Source organism: Synechococcus sp. Cruz CV12-2-Slac-r, assembly GCF_024346075.1.
Classification (GTDB): domain Bacteria; phylum Cyanobacteriota; class Cyanobacteriia; order PCC-6307; family Cyanobiaceae; genus Synechococcus_D.
On the sequence record NZ_JAGQEK010000003.1, the window covers coordinates 14,047 to 39,690 of the forward strand.

Genomic DNA, 25,644 nt, shown 5'->3' on the forward strand with positions numbered 1-25,644 from the left:
CCGACAACAACTCCATGGCAGTTTTTATCGTTTCGCACAATTTGCAGGTAATATCAACTCAAGTGCCAGCGATTAGTGCTGATGAGTTGGCCTTGGCTTTGAAAAATGAATGCGAAGGATTTATGTCAATTAGTTCATTGAGCCATCCCCATTGGAGCTTGAGGATGGAATCTGAGCTTGATGCTAATCAAATGGCTGAATCTTTATTGAAGGCATGGCAAAAAATGAGGTTAAATTTAGGCCATGAATTTAGCCATACTGTGATGGCGCTTGGTGGTAGAAAGGATGAGAATGCAAATCCTAATTCCCCACTCCAAATCGGTAATTGGGGTGTTGATGTTGTAGAAACCCTGGATGCCGATGCTTTTTTAAGGAGCATCAATTGGGATGCCTTGAAATCTGGCAGACCAGCTGATGCTGTATTTGAACGATTGCTGAAGGCTAGCTAATTCATCTCTTGCGACGTCTTGCTGGAATTTTTTCAGCGTTTTCAACCTCAACTTTGCCTTCAATTTCTTGATTAGATTGGGTGCTTGGCGCGCCGGGTTGCGATATGTTGATTTGGCCGTCAGTCCCGGCCCTAAATGAGTGAATATAGTTGCTGAGTTGAGCAAGTGAGATTTGCGTTGAGCGTTGAGCGCCAGGTTTTTGTCCTACCCGATAGGAGCTTGTAACTACAAGGGCATTAAGGTGATTTGGTCCCATCCGGATATTTAAATTAGGCACGCTTATTGTGCCATATTTAGCTCTCAATTCTATTTTAAATCACAACTCTTAAAATTAGTTTTTAATCTTGCAGTAAGTAGCACAGATGAGCAACAATCGATTCTCAAACATTCATTTGGGCTTGAGCCAGGCAGAAGCTATACGCATTCTGGGTAGCCCCATTGAGCAGCTTGATTCAAACAGCGATTACTACATGGCGGCAGCCCATCTGCTTAATTTCCCAGGTTTGGAATCTGAAAGCGCATTGCTAAAACTTTTGGCGAGCACTGATAATTCGCAACCAATCAAACTCGCTCAGCGTAAAGCGGTGGAAGTCCTTGGTCTTTTAGGATGCCAGGATTGTCTGCCTTTACTATTTGATTTCTTAAGCAGTGACGATCCATATCTTGTTGAAAATACTGCTTGGGCATTAAAGCAGTTAAATTGTCAGGATAAAGCTACTATTTCACGTTTAATAGAATTACTTTATTTACCAGGCCAAAATTATCGGATAATCATTCAGGCTCTTAGTGGCTTGGGGGCCTTGGATTCTGTCGAGGCGATTAGGTGCCATTTAAATAGTGACAATTCAGCGGTTCAGGGAGCTGCATTGGCTGGCTTGGCAATTTTAGTTAAGGAAGATCAGGATTTATCAATTTTAATAGAACATTTGATTCTACCAAATCAAATGGATCGCCAATCAGCTATTCAGGATATTATTGATTCAAAAGCATATAACCTGCTTCCGCAGGTGTTGAGTGCCCCGGTTTCACCAGTATTTAAAATGCGTGCCGTGAGAGCTTTATGGCCAATAAATTTGCCTGAAATTGCTGGGAAAAGCCTTTATAACTGCTTGGATGATTTAATTAAAGATGAGTATTCTGTGGTAAATATTGTTCATTGTTATGATGAACCTCCCGCTATCGATTTTTTAATTCAAGAGTTCTTTGGAACTGATTTTAGCCGATGCTATCTGGCACTCAAAACCCTTGCGAACAGAAACTTTGATGATATCTGGCCTATTTTGTTAGATCGCTGGATAACCGATGCATTTAATGATTATGGAGCACATTACTTCTTTATTCGTTTAATGGGGCAAGCTCGAGAGTGGAAGGTTGAGTATCAAACCAAGGCCATAGAAATATTACTAGAGGCAATAGTAAATCCAAGGCCTCAATTCCTTAAATCAAAGCCTGCTGCAATTTTGGCATTGGCTGAAGTGGCACCGCAGCTTACGGCTCAAAGGACAGTGCAATGGCTTGATCCAGTTGCAACATTATTTTGGGAAGCTAGATATGCGTCATTACTTGCATGGGAGTTGTTGGAATCTAAAAGTTTGAATATCTTACCTTTAGATGAGCTGCAGGTTATATGCTCTACAGATTCTGAATTGTATATTCGCAATCGGGCACTTAGATTTAGCAGCTAATTGCTAATTTCTGAAAAGCGTGTGCTAGGTGAACCCTTACTTGCCCAGTATTGAACAAAAATTTCACCACCTGGGCGAGGTACTGAGGCAGTAGCCCTTAAGATTTTAAAGTAGCGGTTTGGCCCCATCGGCCAATGCCCCACAGCTGCTATGTTCCTGACATGTCCGCCAAAAGATTTTAAACAAGTTTCAAATCTTTCTAATTGGGCTTGATCAATAGTTTCAAAAATAAAATCTGTTCCCATACATATTAAGTGATGAGAGCGTATCCAGTCTTTTAATTGCTTTGCATCTTTTTGGTTTTCCATATTAACCCTATTGTTCTTCGATTTTAGTATTTGAAGAAATCCAGTTTGCGTCTAATTCATTATTTATTTTACTAATTCGTTCAAAAATTAGGGATCCATGTTCAGATCCCCAGCACAGTTCGTTTGTTGCCGGATCAAAGCCTTGATCTTTACTAACCCAACTAAAAAGGTCTACATTTACTTCACTCACGAGGTATGTGAGCTTGCCATCACGTGGAACTAGGCAAGCCCTACCAGGTTCAACTTCTCCACAATATTTTCCGCTACTAATTTCACGGAAATGCATTGTGCAACCAGCCCTTTCTATTAGTTGATCTGGGCTGAGTTCATCTAAAAGGCTGGGCTCAAATCCAGCGCCTGCGAGCCTCTCTGCGCGAGTAACCCCGAAATTGAGCAACTTAAAAATTCCATTTTCGTGAGTTAACTTGTGGATTCCTTGCCTATACGGACGCCATGGGTCGTGTGAATAACTTTGTTCTGAGTAAAATCCAGGCCCTTTAAATATATGCCATTTTAATGGCCTGAAATATATATTGATGTGAGCAAAATCTCGGGAATTAAGCAATGCTTGCTTCTTGTTACTGAAATGACCTGCTATGATTTTTGCAAACTTTAATAGCTGTTCTTCGCTATTCATTAAAGGTTCAACCATTTAGATCTAGTTTCCTAACTTCTGATGAAAATGATGTTTGCAAAATCCCGTTACCTGAGATTGTTTTTAGCACAGATGATCTGCAGCGTACATTTGGGCTAATAAACCAGATTCGCTCTTCTGCTACCGACTGGCCATATTCCGTTGATAGTGTAAATGTATCGTCGTTTAGTAGTTTATATTTTGAAATAGCCTGCTCCGATTCTGCGTAGCCAACACTTCGAATTAATAAACCATTACTTTCCGATTGTTTAATTGGAATTAATATGCATTCACCAGATGATACTTGATTTGGATCGTCTGGTTCCCAATCACTTTCTGCATTCCAAGCCATTCTAAATGGCGTAGTTGGAATGCCAGTTTGCAGCGGAATGCTAGATAATAATGCCGATACTTTTGAATCAGTTAGTTTTAATATTGTTATTTTAATCTGGCTTATTACTTCCTCGAATTGTTGAAAGGCTAGTGAATGCCCACTTCTCATGGATTTCCACTCACCTTCGCTTTTAAGTAGGAAGCTTTCAATGGTCATCTTATGAATAAGGGCCCGAATGGATTTTGTTAAACTTTATCACTTAGGGTTCCATCGGGCCAGGTATTGGTGATTTTTGCTACGCCATCAAATATTGCTTATTGATTGAATTTTCCCACCTCTGGCCTGCAATGATTGAATAGTTGAAGATAAAGATGAATAGCTAACAATGGATTTCTGGATCGAACGGCGCAGGTTCCTCACTTGGCCGCTTGTAGACCACACTATTTGATAAAGACGGGAACCTCGATCAGTCCCTCCTTTTGGTTTGCGTTCGTTTAGAGATGGGCTGGTGCCTGTAGCAAGCCACGAAAGCAGTATTGCTTTTTTGCCGCCATCAAAACTTGCAAAACCATTGTCTAGATTTTGGGTGCGCACATAGGTGGAATTAGTTTCACCTATGGTTGTTTGATTTGTTCTGCAATAGGGAACCGTATCAGTGCCATAGATCCTGAAGAATTCCTGGCTATTGGTGTAGCTTGTAATTTCTGCTTCGTAGCCTTCGTTGGCTAGGCGTTGAACATGTTCACTGATTTCAGCTTGATTGCGTGGTGCCCTGCCAAGTAGATGCTTAAAATTAAGTTCCACAAAACGATATGGACCATTCGCATCTAGAAAAAGACGGCGATAGGTATCAGATAGTGCAAGGGCTGTTATTAGCCCTTGCACTGTGAGTGAGCCGTTGTAATACATGCTTTCAGCACTGATCACACGTTCATATTCCATGAGATGTGCATTGCCAAATACCTGCTTATTTGCCGCACGAATGATTTCAGTGGCATGGCTCAGATCAAGGCTTGGATTAACCGCTTGAGTAATCATTTGGATTCGTTTTGGTTTGCTGTGGTGTTGTGTTGAATAAATTTAAAATTAAGTTAGATTACTTCAGTTATTGATTCAATCTTGCCGCCACGCCTGTGGATGTAGCTAAGTTGGCTTGTGATGTCTTTACCGCTTACCAAATAGCTCGCGTTTGGTTTGCGTTGACGCCCACCTGCTGGTTGAGCGGTTACAACGATCCTGAAGCGTTTTGTAGTGGCATCTGATGCACCTGAGAATACCGCGTTTCGATTAGTTCTAATGGTGGTGGAACGCCAACCTGATGGCACTGCATTTGTTGCAACAGAATTAACTAGAACTGAGCTATTTTGTACTGTGTCGCTGGCTGCAAAACCCTGTGCTAGGGCAAGATGTCTATTAAAGCCAATCTGATTGCGACCTGATTCAGTACTGATTCTTGCGAATGGAACAGTATATTCACCGAAATTTGATTGATACTCTTCGCAATCTAGGTAGCTATTGATTTCAGCTTCATAACCATGAGTTGCGAGGCGAACGATGTGCACGCTCAACTCAGCCTGTGAAAGTGGTGGGCGGCCCAGGAGGTGCTTGAAGTTTAATTCTACAAAGCGATAAGGGGCATTGGTTTCAAAGAACCTGCGTTGATATTCGGATGAAAGTGCAATTGCCCTAACAAATTCACGAGTGCTCAAATAACCTTCGGTAAACTTGCTTTCAGTTGTTATTAATCTTTCACTTTCCATCATGTGGGGGTTCCCCAGCACCTGGCGATAGGTTGCTCTTATAAGAGCATTGATCTGATCATTTGAATCACCAGTGCAGCGTTCAAATTTTTCCTGTTCCCGTTGACCTAAGCCAAATCCCACATAAAGATCCCCACGTAAGGGAGTTGAATCTCCTCCATCGCTGCTGGCTCGGCTAACGGGTTTGAAGCTTGTACTACCAGTTGGCCTACCTGCATAACCACCAGATTCAATAAAGTTTGACTGGTATACCTGTGATGGGAACTTAATTGTGTTGCCTATAGATTTAACCAAGCTGTACATCAGCTGACTTCTTGTTCCAATTGCAGTATCGCTGCCAGCAAAATTCTGTTCAAGTGCGGCGATACGGTTGAAGGCTGATTGCGGCTGACCTGGTTTTGAGTTCCACGATCTGGCATAAGGAACAGTGTCTGTTCCAAAAACTGTGTTGTATTCCGCGGAGTCAATTAAGCTATCTATGTCGGCGTTAAATCCATCTGCAGCCACTCTCGCTACATGTTCAGTTATTTCTGCTTCGTTTTGTGGTGCCCTGCCAAGAATGTGTTTGAAGCTGAGTTCAACTGATCGATGGGGCCCAACAGCATCAAAGTAGCGGCTACGATAAAATGCTGATTTGGCTAGTTCACGCACAAAATCGCGCACTTCAATCTCACCATTTCTTAGTCGTGATTCAGCGCTTCCAAGCTTTTCGCTTTCCATTGGCTGAACATTGCCAAATACTTGCCGGTAGGCAGCGGTTATAACAATCGCTAGCTGATCCTCATCACTTGGATGAAATTTATCGCTGCTTGTTTGTATTCCTTTGCGGAAATCGCTGTTTGTTGTGGCGGCGCCTTTTGATGGTGTGCGCTTTCTTGAGAAAGAGATTGGCCCATCGATAAGGGCGGTTGCCCCAAATAATAAAGACCGTGATTGATTGTTTGTCATTTTTGGAAACCTCGTTTGACAGGTGGATTGTATTATGTAGTAAATATATTTAATTTTTTTGCGTGCCAGCTCACATTGGGGTGATGCTGGAGATTACACCGCCTTCTTTGTGGATCCTTTTGTATTCTTGTGAAAGCTTTTCGTAAGGCACGAAATATACCCTATTTGATTTTATATAACGTGATATAGGGCGAATGTTATTTGCTCTATACCCAGTTACATTAATTCGATACATCCGCCCAACAGCACCTGCGCCAAGCCTTGTTGTTGCATCCTGCAGATTTGTAGCCGGGCGGAAGCTCCATCCTTGCGTTTCAGCAGAGGAAGGTGCAATTACTGCTAACGGACGGTTTTGGTAAACAGCTCCCCCTAGCCTTGAACTAATTCCGGCAAGATCTCCTTTAAGGCTGCTGCTGCTATTACCTCTTAGCAACTGGAAGCTCCAACCAAATTCCTGCATAGTGCTGCAGCTTTCTGTTTTCCAGCCGCGTTGGTATGGAACGGTGTATTCACCAAAGGTATTTTGGTATTCATCTGAATCAAGGAAGCTATCTATGTCTGCTTCGTAGCCAAGGGTATCCAGGCGTTCGGCATGAACACGCATCTCTTGAAAGCTGGCTGGTGCTCTGCCTAGCAAATGGCGGAAAGCTAATTCGATATATCTGTATCTAGAGCAGGCATCAAAGAAGCGACTTTGGTACAACTCGCTTTTGGCAATCCGGCGGATGAATTCCCGAACGCTTATTTCCCCTAGTTTGAATTGTGATTCGGGCACCAGTTGGCGCTCACTATCCATCACATAGGCGTTGCCCATCACCTGCCTGTATGCGGCATTAATCACTTCTACTTTGCTTGCATCTGGATCCCCGGAAAAATTTTCGTAGGGGGAATCGCTATCAAAGCGCTCTACTCCTAAGCGCGAGGCAGGACCGAAGGGCATCGATGAGTAAAACAACTGGTCTCCACCATCATCTGATGAGAAGCCCTTTTATGGAGATCAACTTTATATAGCTCAACTTTTGCCGTCGTAATCCTTGAGATGCTGCTCCAGGCTTGCCCGCGTGGTGCTTCTCGTAAGGGGATTCCAGCAATCTAGCTCTTTATATGGGCGGCGTAGCAATTCAGAGGCGATATTTTCTAAGCCGGTTGCAAACGAAAAATCCGCGCCCTCAATGCTTTCAGCGCCATCAAGAGCCGCATCGCTGAGATCGGCACCACGGAAATCTGCCTGATTCAGTTGGCTTCCTGTAAAACTTGCCCCCCTACACATAGCCCCTTGCATTTGGGCGCAACGAAGATCTGCGGAAATCAGCCGAACTCCATCGAGAATTGCACCGCTCAGATTGGCGCCGCTTAGGTATGTGCCCATGCAGGAGGCGCCCCTGAAGTCCATCCCCCGTAGATCAGCTCCGGAAAGGAACACAGCATTTAATTTTGCACCTGGGCCAATAGCACCAGATTTTTGATAATTAAAACCGGTGGGCCAGATTGTTTTTGAATCGTATCTGGCAAGTTTTAGATCTGAATCATCCAGATTGCAGCCGCTTAAATCCGCACCTTGCAGATTGGCTCTGCAAAGCCTAGCTTTTTGAAGATTAGGTATCTTGATTATTTTGCCACTCCAATTTGCACCCCTTGCGTCGATAACCCCGAGGATTGAATTGTTTGGTTCTGTTAGCTCCGGTGGCCACCAGTTTTCAAGGCTCATCAAATTCGAGATTTCTTTTAGTTAGTGCGCAGCATAGAGAAACCAACAAGTACAAGCACCCTTAAGATTTCAAATCCGCCAATTGCAAATAAGCCAAGCCATACTTTGAGAGCCCATGCTGGTGGCTTGGCTGGTAGCCATTTCGCCGCAGGAGCCGGCTCATAAGATTTCAACTCACCGCTCGGTGTTCTTTGTTGCATCGTGTCGCGCCAATCGGAGCCATAGCGCGGGAATTGCTGATATATAGGCATTTCACCTGTGGCCCGGCCGGCAAGGCTTCTTGAGCGCTGCTCTGGAACTTGATCTAGGCCGAAGGCATTTATGTACTCCTCACTATCAAGTAGTTGATTTACAAAACCCTCAAGACCTTCTTTTGCAATTACTATCGACCAGGTTCTTCTTTCGGCGTCGTTATAAACAGGCCTGCCTAACACCCTGCCAACAATTTGATCTACCATTCGATAGTTTGAATTGCATTGGTAATAGCCTTCCTTGAAACGTCTTGAAAGAAGTAATCCTCGAATAAATTCCCTTACCGGTATCATCCCATTGCGCAATTGCGATTCTAGATGCTGAATGCGATCGCAACTCATCGCGTGAAAAAATATCTGCTTGTAGGCTTTTTCAATTATTAAATCAACTCCACTGCCCGCTGAGTGAGCGCTAGAGGGCCCCTCTAGGAAATTCTGTTCCGCAAGGGTTCCGCCACCGGGGGGATATACCCGTGAATTTTGGCTTGAGAGGGGATAAGCGAGCAGCGGTAGCGACATGGGCATGTTGCCGTGACATAAAAAGCTGTGGAGGCATTATTTCGCAGATTTGCTGAATTAATTCAAATGCCTAGCAGCTCTTCATCAATGTTATTAAACGGCTAATTGCTGCCATCTCCACCTCCGTAAACTTTGTTTAGTTGTTCCCGGTTTAATGCAGGTGATGCGCAGAGCCAGCCATGCCTTTCTCTGTAGAAAGCCCATCTCACTTCCTTGCAAAGCCCGGGGCACACATCAATAATTTCGGTAGCTATGTTTTCTTCAATTCCAAGTTTTATGAGCAGGGCGATGGCTTGATCCGGATTGGCAAGATTTATACCTCTTATCGCTGCCCCCACTACCCAAGTGAGGTTTGATTCTTCAATTTCAGCTGTGTCATTATCGCAGGCAAGAATAATATTTGCTGATGGCAGCACTTCGGCAGATTCTCCCCATAGATTTAGATCGTCAAGGCGAAAATTAATCCTTAAAATAGCTTCGCCTCTACTGATTTTGATCTCCTGGTTTGATCTGCAGGATTGAATCATTGCAGCAATTTGATCGAGCGCTGATGGGCCCATAGCTCCCTAGCTTTTTGAGACACACAGAGCCTATTCCAGCTTTCAGCTACTGGCGCTTGTGGGCATGTTTGTTACTATCTGCGCAAACTCACTTTTGCTAGATATGGCCTCTTCCCAGCTCTTGCAACGGCTTTTAAATCAGCTCCACGCTTTATCAGAGGTGAATGAAACCCTTACGGTGCGTTTGCTGGAGTTGGAGGAACGTGTAGAGCTAATGAATCAGAAAATCGCGCCAGCTCCACTTGAGATGCATGAAGGAGACAGGATTTTGCTTGCTGCTTCGGATTTAAGGATTGAACGTATTAACGGATTACTTGATCCCATTCAGCTTCCCCGAGAGACTTTGCAAGAGCCTATTCCAGAAGCCTCCCTTGAGCTAATTGCAGATTTGAATTATGAAGAAGAACAGGAGCAACTTTTTATGGATGAGGCTGCTTAGTTTCCCCCCATATTGTTTTGCCATTCGATAGGTGGGGGTGGAACTTCAAGCATGTGGCGCTTAAATTGGAACGGACCAGCTAGTGAACCCCAGCTCAGTTGATTAGTATCAACGTTGTAGCCCCGATCTAGGGTGCTCATTCCCTCTTTATTGATAACAAAATAACTATCAAGGTAAGTGCAAATACCATTGCGTGTAACTATGCATTTGCAGCCCGGTTCGATTAATCCTTCGTACCCCATATTTTGAGGCGTAACATTATATGTACAGCCTTCTAGTGTAATAAGGTTTGGCTCTGTGATTTTAAGTAGTTTCTCAATGTTGCTTGCAGCACCAATGAACGCTTGCTCATCTTTAATTGCTTTATTTATAATTTGAATTGCGCCAGCTCTCACCACCACCTGCAAAACCCTGATTCGGTAGGGTTCATTTGGGGCAACCGTGTAGGCCTGTTCTAGTAAAAGTGAACCTGGTTCTAGATGGGGTAGAGCCCTTATCCGCACTTGGATGTGGGCATAGATTGGTGGGTTGTTGAAGGCCTGCTCACGATTGCAGAAATCACCGCAAAGCAGCTGGCAGAGTTGAAATGCATGGTCCATGGCTGCAAACTTAGGATGATGTTTCAATTTTGGGCAGCAACTCGGATGAATGGCTTTCCCCCGCAGCGCCTTTTGCTGGGTTTGCTGCCTTTGTTAGCTCTCCTTCAAGGCTGCAAAATGCCGCTTTTGCAGGAGTATCTTGTTGAGCGATCTAAATCCATAGGTTTTGGATCAACCATTCGTGTATTAGTGGAAACGAGATTAGGAGCTGATCCCCTCGATATAAAGCTGAACAAATCTACGATCAGCGCGGAAATTCGTGAGTTTGAGCGTTTCAATCCTGATGTGAAGATACAGGCTAGGTTTATTCCCCCTGTTGATTTAGAAAGAGAGATTAAGTTTCAACACACTCGCGGCTTGGGCCCTGATTTAATACTTTTAACTAATAATAATGCCCTGCCATTTTTACGCAAGAATTTCATTAAACCCGTCTCGCTTAATCGATTTGAAATCCTTTCTATACGTAATAGCTTGCTGCCCTCATTTAAGCATAAAGGTAAATTAATTGGAATCCCAGTATTTATTTTTCCGCAAATTGCTTGCTATAACCGTTTGCGTTTAAAAAAACCTCCTGAAAATCTTGATGAACTTATAAAGCTGAGCCAGAACGGCTATTCATTTGGAATTAATAAGAATTTTGATCAATTGCTATGGCTTTATTCCGGCCTGGGCGATGCTTTGTTTGAGCCAAAGATTCTGCCTTCTAGCCTTTCATTTCTGCGCTGGTTAAAGCTCGCAAATCTTCAGCCAACAATCAGTTTTGAATCTGATCCGCTCCTGTTGAGAAGCGGCTTGATTTCCGGTGAATTTAGTTGGATTACTTGCACTGGAGCCTGGCTGCCAGGTTTGCAAAGTCGTATGGGTGAAAAGTTGGGCATTGTGATGCTTCCTAATGTGCCAACAGGAAACGCAAGTCCGTTTTTAAATGCGCGCACTTGGCTGTTTGGCTCGCAATCAAGTGGGCGGCAGCATGAATTAGCCAAGAAATTTGTACTTTTTTCAGTTAATATTGTTCAGCAACGAAATATGGCATTGAAATTAGGCACGGCGGTACCTGTGAATCCTGGCATTAGTTTACCACTTAAGACGAATAATACCTTGCAACTTGTTGATCTTGCTGCGGAGCGGGGTAAGTTGCTAAGTTTGGATCAGATTGATTGGCTCTATAAAACAGATCCCGTTTTAATTCCCGATTTAAATCTTGTTATTAGTGGTGAGCAGAGCCCTGAAGCAATTGCACCCCGATTGAATGAACTTTTGAAATATGGAGCCAAAAAATGAATAATTTATCTGATATTTTTAACGATCTTTTCTCCGACGCTTTTCGAGTCTCTGTTCTTATTCAGATTGTTACTTTAGGATTTGCGCTCATATTCTGGGTTGTGCTAAGTAAATTGCTTAACCTAGAGGCTCGCCATTGGCCATTGGAGAGGCGTTATAAGTATATATCGGCTTTTAAGGAATTAGCAAATGAGTTGCTCTTGCTTTTTGTATTGAGAATCTTTTCGCTTGCGCTTGATAGTATTTCTGGTGTAGCTGGATTGGCATTTTTTATTACTGGTTTTTATGGCTTGTGTTTGTTTTCTAGATTTTTAATTATTTTGCTTAAATTTCACGCACCCATAGCGGTTGTAAGTAAATTTGATCTAAGTGTTCTGCGGCCTGCTTATGTGATTGTTGGCTTTTTAAGTGTTCTTTCTCAAATATCTGATTTACCATCTTTACTCGCTTCTCCTGTGGCCATGGTAGGTGGCGATAATTTTAGTTTTAATGATGTTCTTTTACTTTTATTGGGTAGTTACTTTCTCGCTACCGGCACCGCTCTTCCGGCTTGGGGCTTAACTTGGCTAGCTGCAAACTTATTCCAATTATCAAAACCGGCAATAAGGGCTACTGAGTTGATTATTCGCTACCTAATCGTAGCGATTGGCCTCATTTCCATACTTGTAATCGTTGGGGTTAATTACACGTTTCTTGCCGCAATTGGCGGCGGATTATCGGTTGGTTTGGGTTTCGGCCTTAAGGAGGTTTTTAGTAATTTTATTAGCGGCTTATGGCTGCTAATTGAAGGTGCTGTGCGGCCCGGTGATGTGTTGCTTCTAGAAACCGGAACCGGAGAAGACCCTTGCGAAGTGCTTGAGCTTGGCATGCGTGCCACCACCCTTTGGCGCGATCGCGACAACGTGGAATTGGTAGTACCAAACCAATTGTTTTTTACGCAGCAAATGGTTACTTATAGCGGTGTGCGAGATAGATACCGGCGCGGGCAGGTGCTCATAGGTGCTGCCTATCGCCATCCTCCAGAGCAGGTGATTGCAATTCTGGAAGCGGTTGCAGCTACGGTTCCGCGGGTACTAGCAAAACCGGCGCCTAAGGGTTTGCTTTTGCGCTACAACGATTCGGCAATTACCTACGCAATTCGTTATTGGATTGAAGATCCAATGAATGGCATCTCTGTTGCCAGTGCAGTGGGAATCGCCGTTTGGAATGCCTTTTCCCGAGAGGGAATTGAGATTCCGTATCCTCAAAGAGTGCTGCATATGGATGCAGCTATTCCTAATGCCAGGACCCAGATTTGAACTGGGGACACGGCGATTTTCAGTCGCCTGCTCTACCAACTGAGCTATCCCGGCTTGCCCGCAGGCAAGAAGCAATCTTAACCCACCTGCCCCTTGTTCTTCGCCGCAGGTGTGCGTGCGAGGCAGGCAATTCCAAGTAGACCGTGGCCAGCTTGCTCTAGCGCCTCCATTGCAGCCAAGGCCGTGGCCCCTGTCGTAAGGATGTCGTCTACCAGGAGCAGTGGTTGCAATTTCTCTTTTGCTGGTTCTACGCAGCGAAACACCCCTTGCAAATTGCTTAAGCGTTGCTTCCGGTTTAGGTGGTGTTGGCCAAGGCAGGCCCTATTTCTGGCTAGTGCTTTCACCAGTTGGTGGCCCCCTTCTTGGGCGATCACTTCAGCCATCTGCCAAGGCATTGAGAAGCCCCCCGCTCGTTTTTCTGGTATTGCTGTGATTAGTAGCGGCACGCCCAAATCTGGGATCAACGGCAGCAACATTCTTGCAAGGGCTTTCACTAGCTGGTGATTGCGTTGTTTTCGCAATTGCAACAACTGTTGCCGTAAGCCCCCTTCATAACTGCCTAGAGCCCACCAGGGCAGCGGGCATTGCCCGTAGCTGCCTTCCACCTCAAGGGCAAGGCTGCGGCGGCAGCTTATGCAAAGCTTGCGCTCGTTATTGCTTTTTTTGCAACGGGGGCAGCAAGGATTTATCAGCAGTTGATCAAGCCAAGGGGGCAGCAAAAAAGCCATAGCTTGGAGGCGTTAACACTGATCATTCCCCCTTATTTCAGCCTTGTGGCATTGCCCTTAACATCGCCACCAAGGTGCGATGGGCATCTTCGCTATCGCTGAGGGGATGATCAAAGCCAATTTTGATTTCAGCCCCATCCACTTCTAGAAGCATTTGCTCTGTTTCAATCCTCAGCATTCGCGCCGCAACAGGTGCAGCTAATCCGCCGTAATGGCGCGAAAAGGCCAGCACTGCCTCGCCGTGGTCGTTGTTCATATGTTTACAGATGCGCTCGCTTACAGCGGGGGTGAGGGGATCAGCTGCCATGGCGTGTTTTTAGAGATTGTTTAATCAATTAGCCGGCCCCTGCAAAGCGCTGCCAAAGCACAAGGCCAAGGCGTACGCCGCTAAAACTCACATAACCGGCGAGCACAACAAACAGTCCGATTGAAAGGATTGTGCTCAGGCGGTTATTCATGGCCATAAAACCGGCTGTTCCTTTTAGTTTGACGCCTAGCGGGCAAGTTTGACGCTTTGCAGGGCAAGAAAAGCCATTGCAGTAGCTGCAGACGCATTGGGCAGATTTAGCACTGGTATGCCAAGGGCTAGTTGCCTTAAGTTGCGCCACTGGGGGTTGCAGGCTCCACCGCCCACTGTGAGCACCCGCTTTATGGGGCTTGCCCCCAGTTCTTGCAGTCGCTGCCAGCCCTGGTGCTCCAGTTTGCTGAGCCCCTCCAGCATCCCCTGCAGAAATAAGGCATCACTGATGGGCCTGGGCTCAAGTATTGGTTGCAGATTCGGGTTTTCGATGGGGAAACGCTCCCCCGGGGCAGGCAACGGCAGGTAATGCAAACCGCTAGGTCTGGTGGGATCAATCTGCCGGCTTAGTTCTTTGAGTTGTTGATCATTAAAAAATTGCCTCAATACCCCAGCGCCGGCGTTTGATGCACCTCCCACTAACCAGCGGCCATTTATGCGGTGATTACTAATTCCAGCCCCATGCAACGCTGTGGAATTGAATTGTTTCAGCACCAAGGTGGTGCCAAGAACGCAAATTCCATCGTTCGTTTTGGGGTTTGCCGCCAGCACCATTGCATTGGCATCGGTGCTACCGCTCACCACCAGACAGGTTTTTGGTATGCCAAGTGCTGCACTAGCAGCGGCGCTGATAAGGCCAAGGGTTTGGCCGCTGGCAACAATTTGCGGTAACGCTTCAGCCCAGGGGGCAACCCCAAGCTGCCCAGCCCATTGATTTCTAAGCAGATCCCAACCCAGGCGCAGATTGTTACCTTCCTCTCCCCAGCGCCAATCCCCCAGCAGCCAGCCCATCAACCAATCGGCTTGATGGCGTAGCAATGGCACAGGTTTACCTATTTGCCATTCCAATTGCTGCAGTAATTGCAGAGCTCTAGCAAGGCTGCCACTGGAGCTAGCTGCGGCATTGCTACTAGGCACTAAGGCTTTGATCGCTTCGCTTTGTTCGCCGCAAGCGCAGCTGTAGGGGAGTGCTGGTGCCAACGGAACCCCCAGCTTGTTGCAAGCCAGCAAAGTGCCAGAAGTGCCATCGATAGCGATAGCTGCTATGTGCTGGCGCAACACAGTTGATAGTTGTTTTACTAATTGCGCTACCCCAAGCTGCCAACCATTGGCATCAGAGAAAGGAAGTGGATATGAACTACTTTTCGTTTCTAATAAGTTCCCTGCGGCATTCACCACCGCCACCCTTAAGCCGCTAGTGCCCAGATCGATACCTAGGCCTAAAAACTCCACTCAGGGGAGCAAACTGGCGGCGATCGCATCAACATTTTCCCAGGGCAGATCGAGGTCTGTGCGGCCAAAGTGGCCGTAGGCAGCAACGTTTTGATAAAAACGACCGCCCCTTTCCTTGGGTAAACCGCGCAGGTTGAAGATTTCAATGATGGCGCCAGGCCTGAGGTCAAATTTTTCTTGCACTAGTTCAGTGAGGGCTTCATTGCTAATGCTGCTTGTATTGAAACTTTCCACCAAGATGCTCACTGGTTTTGCTACACCAATTGCATAGCTGAGTTGCACCTCCACCTTGCGGGCAAGGCCTGCAGCTACAAGAGCTTTTGCTACATAACGGGCCGCATAGGCAGCAGAGCGATCAACTTTTGTGGGATCTTTGCCTGAAAATGCGCCACCACCATGGCGGGCGTAACCGCCATAGGTATCAACAATAATTTTGCGCCCGGTAAGGCCTGCATCACCTTGGGGGCCGCCTACTACGAATTTTCCGGTGGGATTTACAAGGAAACGAGTGCTGTTGCGATCTGGCTTTAGAGCTAAATCAGCTGTGGCTGGTTCCACCACATGCTGCCAAAGATCGGCAGAGATCCGTTCCCGCAAACCTTTGTCGTCGCTGATGCCGTCTATTTCAGCGATGTGTTGCGTAGAGATGAGGATTGTGTCGATCGCCACCGGCTTTTCGTTTTCATACACAACACTCACCTGGGTTTTGCCATCGGGCAGCAGGTAGTGGAGTGAACCGTTGTGGCGTACCTCTGCTAGGCGTCGCGCTAAGCGATGGGCCAGGCTTATCGGCAACGGCATCAATTCAGGTGTTTCATCACAGGCATAACCAAACATGATGCCTTGGTCGCCGGCACCAACTTTGTCTAGGGGATCACCATCGTGATCATCTGCTTCATCTACCCCTTGAGCAATATCAGGTGATTGCTGATCAAGGGCCACCAGCACCGCACAACTATGGGCATCAAAGCCACCAGCGCGGGCACCGTTGTAACCAATTTGTTCAATTACACCGCGAACAAGTCTATTGAAATCAACTATTGCGGTTGTTGTTACTTCACCTGTAATTATGCAAAGCCCAGTATTAACAACAGTTTCACAGGCAACTCGGCTGGCAGGATCTTGGGCTAATAGTGCATCAAGCACTGCATCGCTCACTTGATCGCAGATTTTGTCTGGATGCCCCTCAGTAACGGATTCTGAGGTGAATACGTAGCGACCCATGGGCAAAAAATTCCTAGCGATAGGCAGGCTACAGCGGAGCTAGTTGATCCCAGTGCTGCAGGTAACCATGGCTGCCTGAAAGCTGAAGCGGCTGCTTCCAACCGCCGTTGTAGGCAAGATTCCAGCCCAAACCAGCAGCAGCAGCCATGTTTAGATCTGCTTGAGCATCACCCACCATGCCGCAATGTTGAGGCTCAAAACCCAACTCATTGCAGAGAGTTAGGGCTGCCGCCGGGCTTGGCTTTGAGGGATTTCGTTCAGCCCCATAAACAGCTCTGAAAAATTGGCGCAGCTCGTAATGCTGCAAAAAAGTTTCCAAGCTTGGGCCAAGATCACTACTTAAAATTGCGAGGGTGATCCCCTTTTGCTGCAGGCGCTGCAGCAGCGCAACTAGGCCAGGTAGAGGTGGGGTGAGTTGGGCTTTGCGATCAGCAAGGGCAAAATCTGCTCGGCTGAAAGCTATTTCAGCCCATTCCTGGGCAGCGCACCAATCCACCCCGTTCATAGCCAGCACCGTGGCGGTGGAAATCAAATTGCTATGGCGGCTAGCAACTGCGGTGGCACCAGCAGGATTAATGCCATTTTTGCTCAAGCCATAGGCAGCCAGAAGTGGGGGGAGCAGCTCTGGCTTGGCACTGATGCCAACACAAAAAGAGGCCCTGGCATTTGCCAGAGCCTCGAGGTAATTCTCACTGCTGCAAAGGGTGCCATCTTTATCAAATAGCACTGCTTTGGTTGAATCAAGCGGCAGTGATTTGTTAATCAAGCTCAGCGGATTCTAATTCTGCATCTGTATCTGTATCGGTATCGGCATCGGGTTCATCGGCTTGTTCCAGCAGCATCTGTTTGTAACGAGCAGCCATTTCTTCAGCGTTATCAAACACCTTTTGTGGATCGGTAAGCATATCGCCGGGTTCAGGTTCAAGAGCCTTGGTGGATAGTGAAATGCGACCCCGCTCCGCATCTAGATCAATGATCATTACCTTCATTTGATCGTTCACATTCAGCACCGTATGTGGTGTTTCGATGTGTTCGTGGCTGATTTCTGAAATGTGCAAGAGGCCACTAACGCCACCAATATCAATGAAGGCGCCGTAGGGCTTAATTCCCCTTACGGTGCCGATCACCACTTCACCCACCTCGAGGCGATTCATCTTGCGTTCCACAAGGGCGCGGCGATGGCTTAATACCAGCCGGTTACGTTCTTCATCCACCTCAAGAAATTTGAGGGGAAGGAAATCTGCAACGAGATCTTCTTTTGGTTTACGGGTGCTGATATGGCTGCCTGGGATAAAGCCCCGCAAGCCCTCAACTCTCACCAGAGCGCCACCACGGTTGGTAGCAAAAACTTCGCTATAAATAGTGGCGTCTTCTTTTTGTAGTTGCCCAACACGCTCCCAAGCCCGTTGATATTCAATGCGGCGAATTGAAAGGGATAACTGACCATCTTCATTCTCATCGGTAAGAATAAAGAATTCGCGAACCTCCCCAGGTTCAAGCACCTCTTCAAGGGTTTCAACCCTGTTGATAGATACTTCTTGCAGGGGCATAAACGCTGCTGTTTTTGCGCCGATATCAATCAGAGCGCCCTTCGGCTCTAGATTAAATACAGTGCCATTTACAACATCGCCGGGTTTGAAGTGATAATCGTATTTACTTAGTAACGCTGTAAATTCTTCAAGGGTAAAACCCACATCATCGCCACTGCGGCTGGCAACGCGAATGCCATCTTCAGCGCTTGGCACTTCTTCTGGGATGTCATCGGCCAGATCATGGGCCATGGCATCAAGGCTTTGCTCTAAATCGAGCATGGAATCAGCAGCCAGCGCTTCAGTGCTTAATGGGGTTGTGGTCATGGATGGAACAGGCGGCCTGCCTCAGGCAGGGGGAAGGGAACCGTTTAAAGCTCCGCCCAAGCAAAACGGTAATCTCTAACCCTATCAGCCGATCTCCGCCAATTGACGTTTAACTTGGTTGCGTTGTTTAAGTTTTTCGAGAGTGCCGATAAAATCTGAAACACTACGAAACTTTCCATACACTGAAGCAAAGCGCACATAAGCCACTTCACTTAGATCACCCAGCTGATCAAGAACCAAATCGCCTAATTCTTGGCTGTTAATTTCGCGTTGGTTTCGCTGTTGCAACAATATTTCCAGATCATCGATTACCACTTCCAATCGCCCAGTATCAAGACCTGTTTTTTCGCATGCCCTCACCAAACCGGTTAAAAGTTTGATACGACTAAAAATTTCGCGATTGCCATTGCGTTTAATAACTGTGATCGGCACAGTTTCCACTCTTTCGTAGGTGGTAAACCGGAATTCACAATTGAGGCATTCGCGCCTGCGCCGCACGGTTTTACCTAAATCTGCTGCCCTTGATTCGAGCACCCTGCTATCACTGTGTTGGCAGGCGGGGCACTGCAAAATTAAACAATCAATTAAATAACTCTTTAATTGTAGACATTAATAGCAATATTGAAAAGCCCCCCTTGCAATTGCAAGGGGGGCTTTGTCTTGAGCAGGGTTAATTAAAAGCCTTACTTGCCAATTTTAGGTGGATCTCGCAGGGCAACTGCAAAAAACAGAGTGCCGATTGCGAATGCAAGGATCAAAATGTAGGCGAAACTTTCCATCGCTAGGGTTCTCCTAAGGGTTATTTGACGGGGCTACCTGTTGGGGGCACATAGCCCTCGGGCAGGCGGCGGGTGGACTTGTCGCCCAGTTTTGCAAATAAACCGAATTCAACTTGTTCGCCGAGATCTGGATCGATGCCGGCAAACACATCGCGGTAAAGGGTGCGAGCCCCATGCCAGATGTGTCCAAAGAAGAAGAGCAACGCAAAAGTGGCATGTCCGAAGGTGAACCAACCGCGGGGTGAGCTGCGGAAAGTGCCATCGGATTCATACTTTTCACGATCAAACTCAAAGGCTTCACCCAATTGAGCTTTGCGAGCTAAACGCTTCACGTCGGCTGGGTCTGTGAAGGTTTTGCCATCCAGTTCACCGCCGTAAACGGTTGCTGTTACTCCAGTTTGCTCGAAGGAATACTTTGCCTCAGCCCTACGGAAGGGGATATCTGCGCGCACGATGCGGTCTTTATCTTCGAGAACAACTGGGAAGTTTTCAAAGAAGTTTGGCAAGCGCCGCACCTGCAGATCCCTGCCGTCTTTATCGGTGAAGCTGATGTGACCAATCCATCCGGTAGGAAGCCCATCGCCGTTAACCATTGGCCCAACTCTGAACAAACCTCCCTTGGCGGGGCTGTTGCCCACGTAATCAAAGAAGGCAAGCTTTTCAGGGATGTTGCCGTAGGCCTCGCTCGGGGTGGCGCCTTGGGCGATGGCACCTTGGGCGCGTTTGGCTATTTCTTGTTTGAAATAACCCTGATCCCACTGATAACGGGTGGGGCCGAATAATTCAATCGGAGTGGTGGCACTGCCGTACCACATAGTGCCCGCCACGATAAAGGCGGCAAAGAAAACAGCTGCAATGGCACTAGCCAGCACTGTTTCGATGTTTCCCATCCGCAGCGCTTTGTAAAGCCGTTCCGGAGGGCGAGTGGTGATGTGGAAGATTCCAGCGATTATCCCAACGATGCCAGCTGCAATGTGGTGAGCCACAACGCCGCCTGGATTGAAGGGGTTAAAGCCTTCAGGTCCCCAGGAGGGCTGCACTTTTTCCAGGTGGCCGCTGATGCCATAGGGATCGCTCACCCACATGCCCGGCCCGAAGACCCCGGTGAGATGGAAAGCACCAAAACCGAAACAGGCAAGGCCAGCAAGTAGCAAATGGATTCCAAAAATCTTGGGCAGATCCAGGGCGGGCTCACCGGTGCGGGGATCCTGCCAAATCTCTAAATCCCAGAAAGTCCAGTGCCAGATGGCGGCTAGAAACAGCAAGCCACTAAAAACAATGTGGGCGGCAGCCACCCCTTCGAAGCTCCAAAAACCTGGATCAACCCCGGTTTCACCGGTGATGCTCCAGCCTCCCCAGCTGCCGGTAACGCCTAATCGAGCCATGAAGGGCATAACAAACATGCCCTGCCGCCACATGGGGTTGAGAACGGCATCAGAAGAATCAAAGATGGCCAACTCATATAGAGCCATCGAGCCGGCCCAGCCGGCCACCAGGGCGGTGTGCATTAGGTGCACCGCCAAAAGGCGGCCTGGGTCGTTGATGACGACCGTGTGCACCCTGTACCAGGGCAATCCCATTTGATTTGGTGGGGGTAAACGAGATCAGAAGCTCCGCATTAACTGCGAAGATTTTGTGATCGTAAGGGTTTAAATCCAAACCCAGGCTTGCTGTTTCAAAGGGAAACAACTCCTTTGGCCGGCTGAGCTCCCTTTCTTTCAGGATCGCGTCACAAATCGCAATAAGTATCAGGGCAGAATGCCTTCAGTTGTGGATTAGCGAATGCCGGTGGTGCGTTTTGTGAGGGAAGCCTGCGATGTGGTTTGCCCGGTGGGTACAAACCTGCGCGAATTGGCTTTAGCGGAGGGCTTACAGCTTTATGGCCTAAAAGGGCAGCTTGGTAATTGCGGCGGTTGCGGCCAATGCAGCACCTGTTTCATCGAGGTGGTTGCCGAACGCGATGGGGCAGCTCTGAGCGAGCGCACAGCCGTGGAGGATCAGAAATTACGGCGACGTCCGCCCAGCTGGCGCTTGGCCTGCCAAGTTTTGGTGCTCGATTCAGTAGCTGTTTTAACCAGGCCCCAAGTGGGCAGAGATTCCCTTGCTAAGCAGCTTGAAAAGGCCTGCTTAGAGCCATTGCCAGTGGCTGAATTGAGCGACGAGCTGTGAACTCCAGGTGATAGGGCCGCTCTGGCGGTGATACCCTCCCGGAACACCTTTTGGCGGTTATGCAAACCAACGATCTCGGCTTTGTGGCCAGTCTTTTATTTGTATTTGTTCCAGCTGTATTTTTGATCGTTCTTTATATCCAAACCAATAGCCGCCAAAATTAACCAAACGCATAGGGGCTTTCGTGGCCCATGGCTTCAGGGTTTTTCAGGTTCCCTCACCAGCAGCACAGGAGCTGGTGCATGAACCCGCACGTAGTCGCTTACCGATCCCCCTAATAGTCTGTCGAGGTCTACCAAGCCTTTTGCCACTAGGGGGCGGCGATCTTGGGAGGCGATAACAACTAGATCTGCTTTTATTTCCAAGGCAGTAGCGCATAAACCTCTGCCGATATCACCGGTTTTTTGCACAGCATTTAGTTCAACTCCAAAGCTGCGGGCCCGTTGTTTTGCCTGATCTAAAAGGGTATTTACGGGTTTGGTACCGGCACGGCTTGGGGCTAAATCAGGGCGTCCAATGTGCACCCCAGTGAGGCTGCTGCCGGGGATATCGCGGGCTAATTCACAGGCAAGTTTGAGGGCGTCGTCGCCAACACCGGTGCCATCAATGCCCACCATTAGCCGGTTGATGTGGCGTATGTAGAGGTCGTCGCGCACCAGAAGCATGGGGCGGGTGGAAAGCTGGAAAACGTATTGGCTTGAGCTATTGGCAAGGATTGATTGCAAACGGCCAAGGCCGCGGGAACCCATCAGGATCAAATCGGCATCTAGCTCATCCGCCACCGTAAGCACTGTTTGCTTGGTGTCGCCTTGGCGCAAAATTGTATTTACTTCGGTGGGTTCTAAACCGAGGCGAGAAACCGCATCAGCGAGTAGCGAAGCGCCTTTTTGCCAGTAACCATTTAGATCTTCACCGGCTTGATCCGGTACTACATGCAACAGATTGAGGCGCGCTTTTGAAAAGCAGGGGATATCTCGCAACATGCGAACCATTTCCCCCACATGGCCCTTGCCGGAATCGGCGATCAAGAGATTGCGGAACATGGCAAGCAATAAAGCTGATAAAAGCCTATGGCCCAGATCGCACCACCTGATATGATAGTACTTATGTATTAAATTGCCGGCTTTGGCTGATTCGGTTTTGGGCGATTTGGTTTTAGGTGATCAAAATTTGGCTTTAAGAAGGCGTTGGTGGTGGACCTGGGCCCAGGTGGAAGGCCTTGGTATGCAGCGTTTACAACTCATAGAACGAAATTTTGTTGATCTTGCTGTTGCTTGGCGGGCCCCAGCTGCGGCCCTCATGGCCCTGCCTGGGATTGGCCCAGAGCTGGTGGCTTCAAGGGATCAATTAGCCAAGCGGCTTGGAATTAATGGGGTGCCACTGGAATGCCCGGCGCGGCTGTTGCTGCCAACAGATCCAGCTTTGCCCCCCTCGCTCAGCTGTCTGCAGCGGCCCCCTTTGGAATTGCATTGGCGGGGCCGAGGCAGCCTTTGGGGGCACTTGCGCCGGCGGCGTGCCGTAGCCGTTATTGGTACGAGGCGCCCTTCACCCCATGGTTTGGAATGGGCCAAAAAATTAGGGATTGCACTGGCTCAGGCGGGTTGGCCAGTGCTCAGCGGCCTGGCGGAAGGCATCGATGGAGCTGTCCATCAGGGTTGCCTTGCGGCGGAGGGGGTGCCGGTGGGGGTGCTAGCCACGAGCCTGGATCGGGTGTACCCAAGGCATCACTCACAGCTGCAGCAAGAGGTGGGGAAAAGGGGGCTCTTGATCACGGAGCAACGCCCAGGGGCTGCAGTGGCGAAGGGGCATTTCGCAGCGCGCAATCGGCTGCTGGTGGCGCTGGCGGAAGCGGTGGTGGTGGTGGATTGTCCCGATGGCAGTGGCGCATTGCACGGGGCGAGGTTGGCCTGGGCTGAGCAGTTGCCCCTTTGGGTGGTGCCTGCAGATACCAACCGTATTTCTGCAAAAGGCAGTAATTCCCTGCTGGGGCAGGGAGCAACGCCACTGCTGGATCCTGCGGATTTGCTGAGCAGCCTGGGGCGTGGCCCTTTGAAGAGGTTTTCACCACTTTTTCAAGAAACCGATAGCAACACCAATCACAACTTCAATAGCGATCCTCTTTTGGATGCTCTTGGGGCTGGAGCCAGTTTGGAGCAATTGGCCCAGGCAATGGCTCAACCGCTGCCTCAGTTGGCGGAAAAACTGCTGCAGCTCGAGTTGGCCGGGCTGGTGGAGGTGGCCCCTGATCTGAGCTGGCGTCGCCGGCAGAATGGCTTGAGATTTGCTTAGCCGTGATGCCCATCATTAGCGGCGAAGAGTTGCACATTTGGCGACGTCAACAATTGCAAATCAATCCAGGGGCTGCTGCTGGTTTGGATTGGCTACTGGAAATGGAAGGGAAACTGCCCTGGCGGGCGCTGCAAGCGAGCCGGCTACATCCAGAACAACCATTAACAATTGCTCAACCCTTGCAATTGCTTGCGAATTTATGGCAAGAGCACATCGAAAAGCAGGTGCCTTTGCAGTATTTGGTGGGCCGTTGCCCTTGGCGAGATTTGGAGCTGCAGGTGGATAAAACTGTTCTAATTCCGCGCCAAGAAACTGAATTGTTAGTGGAATTGGCCTTATCAGTAGCAAGTGAGCTTGGAGAACCAGGCCTCACGCCCTGGGCAGACCTTGGTTGCGGTAGTGGTTGTATTGCAATAGCGCTCGCTAGAGCATGGCCGCAAAGCCAGGGTTGGGCTGTTGATATTAGTGCTTCTGCTTTAAAACTTGCTTCTTTAAATGCAAGGATCCATGGCGTTGCAAAATCTATTAATTGGCTACAGGGCAATTGGGCCGAACCGCTGCAATTTCAAGCAGGAAAATGGCAATTATTGATAAGTAATCCGCCTTACATCCCATCGGCGGTGGTGAATCAGCTTGAGCCTTTGGTGCGTAACAATGAACCGCGATTGGCGCTTGATGGTGGGGATGATGGATTGGATTCAATCAAAAGTATTTGTGCATTGGCACCAATATTGCTGGCTCCTGGGGGCTGGTTAATGCTTGAGCATCACCATGATCAATCCCAAGCAGTTCTTGAATTGCTGAGGCATGCCGAGCTGGAATTAATTGAAGCTAAAAGTGATTTAGAAGGAACTCTGCGTTTTGCAATAGCCAGAGCGCGAGGGAGAAATTAATGGAAAATTCAATTAATGAAATGGCTTCTTATCCCAGCGAAGCGCTACTTGAAATTTTAGAAGCCGGGAAGCCTGTGGCTTTTCCCACTGATACGTTGCCCGCCTTAGCGATTAAACCTCAATACGCTCAGCGGCTCTGGCAGCTAAAACAAAGGCCTGCCCATAAACCTTTAATCCTTATGGCTGCAGAAGTGGATCAACTAATCGCTGCTCTAATGATTCCACCCCCTCCAGGTTGGCAAGCATTAGTAGATAAAGGTTGGCCCGGTGCTTTAACTCTTGTATTGCCGGCAGCCGGGCCTGTGCAAGAGGCCCTTAACCCCGGTGGAAGCAGCCTTGGGCTTCGCATACCGGCGTGCCCAATGGCGTTGCAGTTGTTGCGGCGCAGCGGCCCCCTTGCCACCACCAGCGTTAATCGCTCGGGGCAGCCGGCCTGCACAAGCCCAGAAGAGATTGCCAATAAGTTCCCAAACCTTGCTTTATTGGCACCGCTGCCATGGCCCCCGGGTTCAGGAAAGGCCAGCACGGTTGTGGGTTGGCACCAGGGAGAAAATGGCAGTTGTTGGCAAATATTGCGCCAGGGCAATTCGCTAATCAATATTGCAGAAATAGGCGGATCGGAGCAGAGCTGATGGGCTGGTTGCTGCTTTTGGTGGGCTTAATTTTGAGTGTGTTTGATTGGCTGATTAAACCAATTGTGCTTGCGATCGAGCCTTTACTGAGCCTCAGTGCGTTGGCCTGGGTTGCCCCATTGCTATTTATTTGGTTACTGCTAGCTAAGAATGAAAAGTAATAAGTATTGAGCGATTAATCAGTGTGGCTGCGGCCTATTAGCCAGGCGCTTACGGCTAATAGTGTTACACCGCCGCAGAACTGCAGTAGTTCAAGCATTGAACTTATTTTAAAGCTGATCATTGTTTTGAAAGCTGAAACGATTAAAGCCACAACTATTACATTGCTGAGCTTCTGTTTTAAGCTTTCGAGAGAAGTGATGCTTAATAGGTTCCTGCGCCGCTCTGGTATTGATTCATCGCGGGGATCGATATCTGAAATTACAAGCTCATAGATGCCATAGCCAAATATCAAAAGCGCAATACCAATAACATAATAATCAATGCCACCAATCATGGTGCCAATCAGTTTTGTTGAACTGCTGTGGTCGAGGCTTTTTAGCATGCCTGAA

General features: G+C 48.0%; 33 protein-coding genes and 1 tRNA gene. 11 read left to right on the forward strand and 23 right to left on the reverse strand.

Features of this window, described 5'->3' with window-relative positions; all coding sequences use genetic code 11:
* Positions 1-14 precede the first annotated feature (14 nt).
* Both KB557_RS00740 and KB557_RS00745 read left to right on the forward strand, forming a co-directional pair.
* Entirely contained in the window at positions 15-449 is a 435-nt protein-coding gene (locus KB557_RS00740) for a DUF2656 family protein (protein ID WP_255130882.1), read from the forward strand.
* A 362-nt stretch (positions 450-811) separates the two neighbouring features.
* Positions 812-2,134 carry a HEAT repeat domain-containing protein gene (locus KB557_RS00745; protein WP_255130883.1) on the forward strand — a complete coding sequence of 441 codons (1,323 nt, stop codon included), beginning with the start codon at positions 812-814 and terminating at the stop codon, positions 2,132-2,134.
* Here KB557_RS00745 and KB557_RS00750 read toward each other — a convergent pair.
* From KB557_RS00750 to KB557_RS00790, 9 genes are all read right to left on the reverse strand, one after another.
* Positions 2,131-2,442 (reverse strand): CpeR family transcriptional regulator, encoded by a 312-nt coding sequence (locus KB557_RS00750; protein ID WP_255130884.1) that lies wholly within the window; start codon positions 2,440-2,442, stop codon positions 2,131-2,133. The two genes, KB557_RS00745 and KB557_RS00750, sit on opposite strands and share 4 nt — an antisense overlap.
* Before the next feature lie 7 nt (positions 2,443-2,449).
* Entirely contained in the window at positions 2,450-3,094 is a 645-nt protein-coding gene (locus KB557_RS00755) for a chromophore lyase CpcT/CpeT (RefSeq protein ID WP_255130885.1), read from the reverse strand.
* Positions 3,087-3,626, reverse strand: a complete 540-nt coding sequence (locus KB557_RS00760; protein WP_255130886.1) for a phycobiliprotein lyase — start codon at positions 3,624-3,626, stop codon at positions 3,087-3,089. The genes KB557_RS00755 and KB557_RS00760 overlap by 8 nt, the downstream gene beginning before the upstream one ends.
* Positions 3,627-3,713: 87 nt before the next feature.
* Positions 3,714-4,448, reverse strand: coding sequence for a phycobilisome rod-core linker polypeptide (locus KB557_RS00765; RefSeq protein WP_255130887.1), 735 nt, complete (start codon positions 4,446-4,448; stop codon positions 3,714-3,716).
* A 53-nt stretch (positions 4,449-4,501) separates the two neighbouring features.
* On the reverse strand, positions 4,502-6,118 hold the full coding sequence (locus KB557_RS00770; RefSeq protein ID WP_255130888.1) for a phycobilisome rod-core linker polypeptide: 1,617 nt from the start codon (positions 6,116-6,118) through the stop codon (positions 4,502-4,504).
* A gap of 70 nt (positions 6,119-6,188) precedes the next feature.
* Positions 6,189-7,058: a phycobilisome linker polypeptide gene (locus KB557_RS00775; RefSeq protein ID WP_255130889.1), complete on the reverse strand. Its 870-nt coding sequence runs from the start codon at positions 7,056-7,058 to the stop codon at positions 6,189-6,191.
* Positions 7,059-7,130: 72 nt separating this feature from the next.
* Entirely contained in the window at positions 7,131-7,826 is a 696-nt protein-coding gene (locus KB557_RS00780; RefSeq protein ID WP_255130890.1) for a pentapeptide repeat-containing protein, read from the reverse strand.
* Between the two features lie 17 nt (positions 7,827-7,843).
* Positions 7,844-8,596, reverse strand: a complete 753-nt coding sequence (locus tag KB557_RS00785; protein ID WP_255130891.1) for a phycobilisome rod-core linker polypeptide — start codon at positions 8,594-8,596, stop codon at positions 7,844-7,846.
* 101 nt (positions 8,597-8,697) lie between these two features.
* Positions 8,698-9,156: a hypothetical protein gene (locus KB557_RS00790; protein ID WP_255130892.1), complete on the reverse strand. Its 459-nt coding sequence runs from the start codon at positions 9,154-9,156 to the stop codon at positions 8,698-8,700.
* Positions 9,157-9,259: 103 nt separating this feature from the next.
* Between KB557_RS00790 and KB557_RS00795 the strand changes: the two genes are divergently transcribed.
* The gene (locus tag KB557_RS00795) at positions 9,260-9,595 is read left to right on the forward strand and encodes a hypothetical protein (protein WP_255130893.1); all 336 of its coding nucleotides are present in this window, start codon (positions 9,260-9,262) and stop codon (positions 9,593-9,595) included.
* Here the strand turns inward: KB557_RS00795 and KB557_RS00800 are convergent.
* Entirely contained in the window at positions 9,592-10,194 is a 603-nt protein-coding gene (locus tag KB557_RS00800; protein ID WP_255130894.1) for a chromophore lyase CpcT/CpeT, read from the reverse strand. The two genes, KB557_RS00795 and KB557_RS00800, sit on opposite strands and share 4 nt — an antisense overlap.
* Positions 10,195-10,239: 45 nt before the next feature.
* Here KB557_RS00800 and KB557_RS00805 point away from each other — a divergent pair, with 45 nt between their 5' ends.
* Together KB557_RS00805 and KB557_RS00810 are read left to right on the forward strand one after the other, a co-directional pair.
* The gene (locus KB557_RS00805; RefSeq protein ID WP_255130895.1) at positions 10,240-11,475 is read left to right on the forward strand and encodes an extracellular solute-binding protein; all 1,236 of its coding nucleotides are present in this window, start codon (positions 10,240-10,242) and stop codon (positions 11,473-11,475) included.
* Between the two features lie 113 nt (positions 11,476-11,588).
* A complete protein-coding gene (locus tag KB557_RS00810) occupies positions 11,589-12,773 on the forward strand; it encodes a mechanosensitive ion channel family protein (protein WP_255130896.1) in 1,185 nt (394 codons plus the stop codon).
* Here the strand turns inward: KB557_RS00810 and KB557_RS00815 are convergent.
* The 11 genes from KB557_RS00815 to psbB all read right to left on the reverse strand — a co-directional run bounded on the left by KB557_RS00815 (position 12,755) and on the right by psbB (position 20,690).
* Positions 12,755-12,827: transfer RNA gene (locus KB557_RS00815), tRNA-Phe, on the reverse strand. The genes KB557_RS00810 and KB557_RS00815 overlap by 19 nt on opposite strands.
* A gap of 23 nt (positions 12,828-12,850) precedes the next feature.
* Positions 12,851-13,501: a ComF family protein gene (locus KB557_RS00820; protein WP_255130897.1), complete on the reverse strand. Its 651-nt coding sequence runs from the start codon at positions 13,499-13,501 to the stop codon at positions 12,851-12,853.
* A gap of 37 nt (positions 13,502-13,538) precedes the next feature.
* Positions 13,539-13,808: a DUF2470 domain-containing protein gene (locus KB557_RS00825; protein ID WP_255130898.1), complete on the reverse strand. Its 270-nt coding sequence runs from the start codon at positions 13,806-13,808 to the stop codon at positions 13,539-13,541.
* A 28-nt stretch (positions 13,809-13,836) separates the two neighbouring features.
* Positions 13,837-13,959, reverse strand: coding sequence for a hypothetical protein (locus KB557_RS00830; protein WP_255130899.1), 123 nt, complete (start codon positions 13,957-13,959; stop codon positions 13,837-13,839).
* Positions 13,960-13,994: 35 nt separating this feature from the next.
* Positions 13,995-15,251, reverse strand: coding sequence for an FGGY family carbohydrate kinase (locus tag KB557_RS00835; RefSeq protein WP_255130900.1), 1,257 nt, complete (start codon positions 15,249-15,251; stop codon positions 13,995-13,997).
* Entirely contained in the window at positions 15,252-16,475 is a 1,224-nt protein-coding gene (gene metK / locus KB557_RS00840; RefSeq protein ID WP_255130901.1) for a methionine adenosyltransferase, read from the reverse strand.
* Positions 16,476-16,503: 28 nt separating this feature from the next.
* Positions 16,504-17,241 carry an HAD family hydrolase gene (locus KB557_RS00845; RefSeq protein ID WP_255130902.1) on the reverse strand — a complete coding sequence of 246 codons (738 nt, stop codon included), beginning with the start codon at positions 17,239-17,241 and terminating at the stop codon, positions 16,504-16,506.
* Positions 17,234-18,331 carry a 30S ribosomal protein S1 gene (locus KB557_RS00850; RefSeq protein ID WP_255130903.1) on the reverse strand — a complete coding sequence of 366 codons (1,098 nt, stop codon included), beginning with the start codon at positions 18,329-18,331 and terminating at the stop codon, positions 17,234-17,236. The genes KB557_RS00845 and KB557_RS00850 overlap by 8 nt, the downstream gene beginning before the upstream one ends.
* A gap of 84 nt (positions 18,332-18,415) precedes the next feature.
* A complete protein-coding gene (nrdR, locus tag KB557_RS00855) occupies positions 18,416-18,901 on the reverse strand; it encodes a transcriptional regulator NrdR (RefSeq protein ID WP_255130904.1) in 486 nt (161 codons plus the stop codon).
* A gap of 113 nt (positions 18,902-19,014) precedes the next feature.
* A complete protein-coding gene (locus KB557_RS00860; protein WP_255130905.1) occupies positions 19,015-19,110 on the reverse strand; it encodes a photosystem II reaction center protein T in 96 nt (31 codons plus the stop codon).
* A 20-nt stretch (positions 19,111-19,130) separates the two neighbouring features.
* Positions 19,131-20,690: a photosystem II chlorophyll-binding protein CP47 gene (gene psbB / locus KB557_RS00865; protein ID WP_255130906.1), complete on the reverse strand. Its 1,560-nt coding sequence runs from the start codon at positions 20,688-20,690 to the stop codon at positions 19,131-19,133.
* A gap of 202 nt (positions 20,691-20,892) precedes the next feature.
* Between psbB and KB557_RS00870 the strand changes: the two genes are divergently transcribed.
* Positions 20,893-21,279 (forward strand): 2Fe-2S iron-sulfur cluster-binding protein, encoded by a 387-nt coding sequence (locus tag KB557_RS00870; RefSeq protein WP_255130907.1) that lies wholly within the window; start codon positions 20,893-20,895, stop codon positions 21,277-21,279.
* A gap of 59 nt (positions 21,280-21,338) precedes the next feature.
* Positions 21,339-21,443, forward strand: coding sequence for a photosystem II reaction center protein PsbM (psbM, locus tag KB557_RS00875; RefSeq protein ID WP_255130908.1), 105 nt, complete (start codon positions 21,339-21,341; stop codon positions 21,441-21,443).
* Positions 21,444-21,476: 33 nt separating this feature from the next.
* Here psbM and KB557_RS00880 read toward each other — a convergent pair whose 3' ends face one another.
* Positions 21,477-22,322, reverse strand: a complete 846-nt coding sequence (locus KB557_RS00880) for a universal stress protein (RefSeq protein WP_255130909.1) — start codon at positions 22,320-22,322, stop codon at positions 21,477-21,479.
* Positions 22,323-22,404: 82 nt separating this feature from the next.
* On the opposite strand from KB557_RS00880, the gene KB557_RS00885 reads away from it, so the two are divergent.
* From KB557_RS00885 to KB557_RS00900, 4 genes are read left to right on the forward strand one after another with little or no spacing between them, the layout of a single operon-like run.
* Positions 22,405-23,568: a DNA-processing protein DprA gene (locus tag KB557_RS00885; RefSeq protein ID WP_255130910.1), complete on the forward strand. Its 1,164-nt coding sequence runs from the start codon at positions 22,405-22,407 to the stop codon at positions 23,566-23,568.
* A 5-nt stretch (positions 23,569-23,573) separates the two neighbouring features.
* On the forward strand, positions 23,574-24,461 hold the full coding sequence (gene prmC, locus KB557_RS00890) for a peptide chain release factor N(5)-glutamine methyltransferase (RefSeq protein WP_255130915.1): 888 nt from the start codon (positions 23,574-23,576) through the stop codon (positions 24,459-24,461).
* Positions 24,461-25,093 carry an L-threonylcarbamoyladenylate synthase gene (locus KB557_RS00895; protein ID WP_255130911.1) on the forward strand — a complete coding sequence of 211 codons (633 nt, stop codon included), beginning with the start codon at positions 24,461-24,463 and terminating at the stop codon, positions 25,091-25,093. Before prmC ends, KB557_RS00895 begins: the two co-directional genes overlap by 1 nt.
* Positions 25,093-25,254 (forward strand): hypothetical protein, encoded by a 162-nt coding sequence (locus tag KB557_RS00900; protein ID WP_255130912.1) that lies wholly within the window; start codon positions 25,093-25,095, stop codon positions 25,252-25,254. Before KB557_RS00895 ends, KB557_RS00900 begins: the two co-directional genes overlap by 1 nt.
* Positions 25,255-25,268: 14 nt before the next feature.
* Here KB557_RS00900 and KB557_RS00905 read toward each other — a convergent pair.
* On the reverse strand, positions 25,269-25,644 hold a 376-nt coding region (locus tag KB557_RS00905), incomplete at its 5' end, for a YqhA family protein (RefSeq protein WP_255130913.1).

Coding starts and splice junctions, on each gene's coding strand:
- KB557_RS00740 (WP_255130882.1), top strand. CDS start 15: ATGGCAGTTTTTATCGTTTCGCACAATTTGCAGGTAATATCAACTCAA.
- KB557_RS00745 (WP_255130883.1), top strand. CDS start 812: ATGAGCAACAATCGATTCTCAAACATTCATTTGGGCTTGAGCCAGGCA.
- KB557_RS00750 (WP_255130884.1), bottom strand. CDS start 2,442: ATGGAAAACCAAAAAGATGCAAAGCAATTAAAAGACTGGATACGCTCT.
- KB557_RS00755 (WP_255130885.1), bottom strand. CDS start 3,094: ATGGTTGAACCTTTAATGAATAGCGAAGAACAGCTATTAAAGTTTGCA.
- KB557_RS00760 (WP_255130886.1), bottom strand. CDS start 3,626: ATGACCATTGAAAGCTTCCTACTTAAAAGCGAAGGTGAGTGGAAATCC.
- KB557_RS00765 (WP_255130887.1), bottom strand. CDS start 4,448: ATGATTACTCAAGCGGTTAATCCAAGCCTTGATCTGAGCCATGCCACT.
- KB557_RS00770 (WP_255130888.1), bottom strand. CDS start 6,118: ATGACAAACAATCAATCACGGTCTTTATTATTTGGGGCAACCGCCCTT.
- KB557_RS00775 (WP_255130889.1), bottom strand. CDS start 7,058: ATGCCCTTCGGTCCTGCCTCGCGCTTAGGAGTAGAGCGCTTTGATAGC.
- KB557_RS00780 (WP_255130890.1), bottom strand. CDS start 7,826: ATGAGCCTTGAAAACTGGTGGCCACCGGAGCTAACAGAACCAAACAAT.
- KB557_RS00785 (WP_255130891.1), bottom strand. CDS start 8,596: ATGTCGCTACCGCTGCTCGCTTATCCCCTCTCAAGCCAAAATTCACGG.
- KB557_RS00790 (WP_255130892.1), bottom strand. CDS start 9,156: ATGGGCCCATCAGCGCTCGATCAAATTGCTGCAATGATTCAATCCTGC.
- KB557_RS00795 (WP_255130893.1), top strand. CDS start 9,260: ATGGCCTCTTCCCAGCTCTTGCAACGGCTTTTAAATCAGCTCCACGCT.
- KB557_RS00800 (WP_255130894.1), bottom strand. CDS start 10,194: ATGGACCATGCATTTCAACTCTGCCAGCTGCTTTGCGGTGATTTCTGC.
- KB557_RS00805 (WP_255130895.1), top strand. CDS start 10,240: ATGAATGGCTTTCCCCCGCAGCGCCTTTTGCTGGGTTTGCTGCCTTTG.
- KB557_RS00820 (WP_255130897.1), bottom strand. CDS start 13,501: ATGGCTTTTTTGCTGCCCCCTTGGCTTGATCAACTGCTGATAAATCCT.
- KB557_RS00825 (WP_255130898.1), bottom strand. CDS start 13,808: ATGGCAGCTGATCCCCTCACCCCCGCTGTAAGCGAGCGCATCTGTAAA.
- KB557_RS00830 (WP_255130899.1), bottom strand. CDS start 13,959: ATGAATAACCGCCTGAGCACAATCCTTTCAATCGGACTGTTTGTTGTG.
- metK (WP_255130901.1), bottom strand. CDS start 16,475: ATGGGTCGCTACGTATTCACCTCAGAATCCGTTACTGAGGGGCATCCA.
- KB557_RS00850 (WP_255130903.1), bottom strand. CDS start 18,331: ATGACCACAACCCCATTAAGCACTGAAGCGCTGGCTGCTGATTCCATG.
- KB557_RS00860 (WP_255130905.1), bottom strand. CDS start 19,110: ATGGAAAGTTTCGCCTACATTTTGATCCTTGCATTCGCAATCGGCACT.
- psbB (WP_255130906.1), bottom strand. CDS start 20,690: ATGGGATTGCCCTGGTACAGGGTGCACACGGTCGTCATCAACGACCCA.
- KB557_RS00870 (WP_255130907.1), top strand. CDS start 20,893: ATGCCGGTGGTGCGTTTTGTGAGGGAAGCCTGCGATGTGGTTTGCCCG.
- psbM (WP_255130908.1), top strand. CDS start 21,339: ATGCAAACCAACGATCTCGGCTTTGTGGCCAGTCTTTTATTTGTATTT.
- KB557_RS00880 (WP_255130909.1), bottom strand. CDS start 22,322: ATGTTCCGCAATCTCTTGATCGCCGATTCCGGCAAGGGCCATGTGGGG.
- prmC (WP_255130915.1), top strand. CDS start 23,574: ATGCCCATCATTAGCGGCGAAGAGTTGCACATTTGGCGACGTCAACAA.
- KB557_RS00895 (WP_255130911.1), top strand. CDS start 24,461: ATGGAAAATTCAATTAATGAAATGGCTTCTTATCCCAGCGAAGCGCTA.
- KB557_RS00900 (WP_255130912.1), top strand. CDS start 25,093: ATGGGCTGGTTGCTGCTTTTGGTGGGCTTAATTTTGAGTGTGTTTGAT.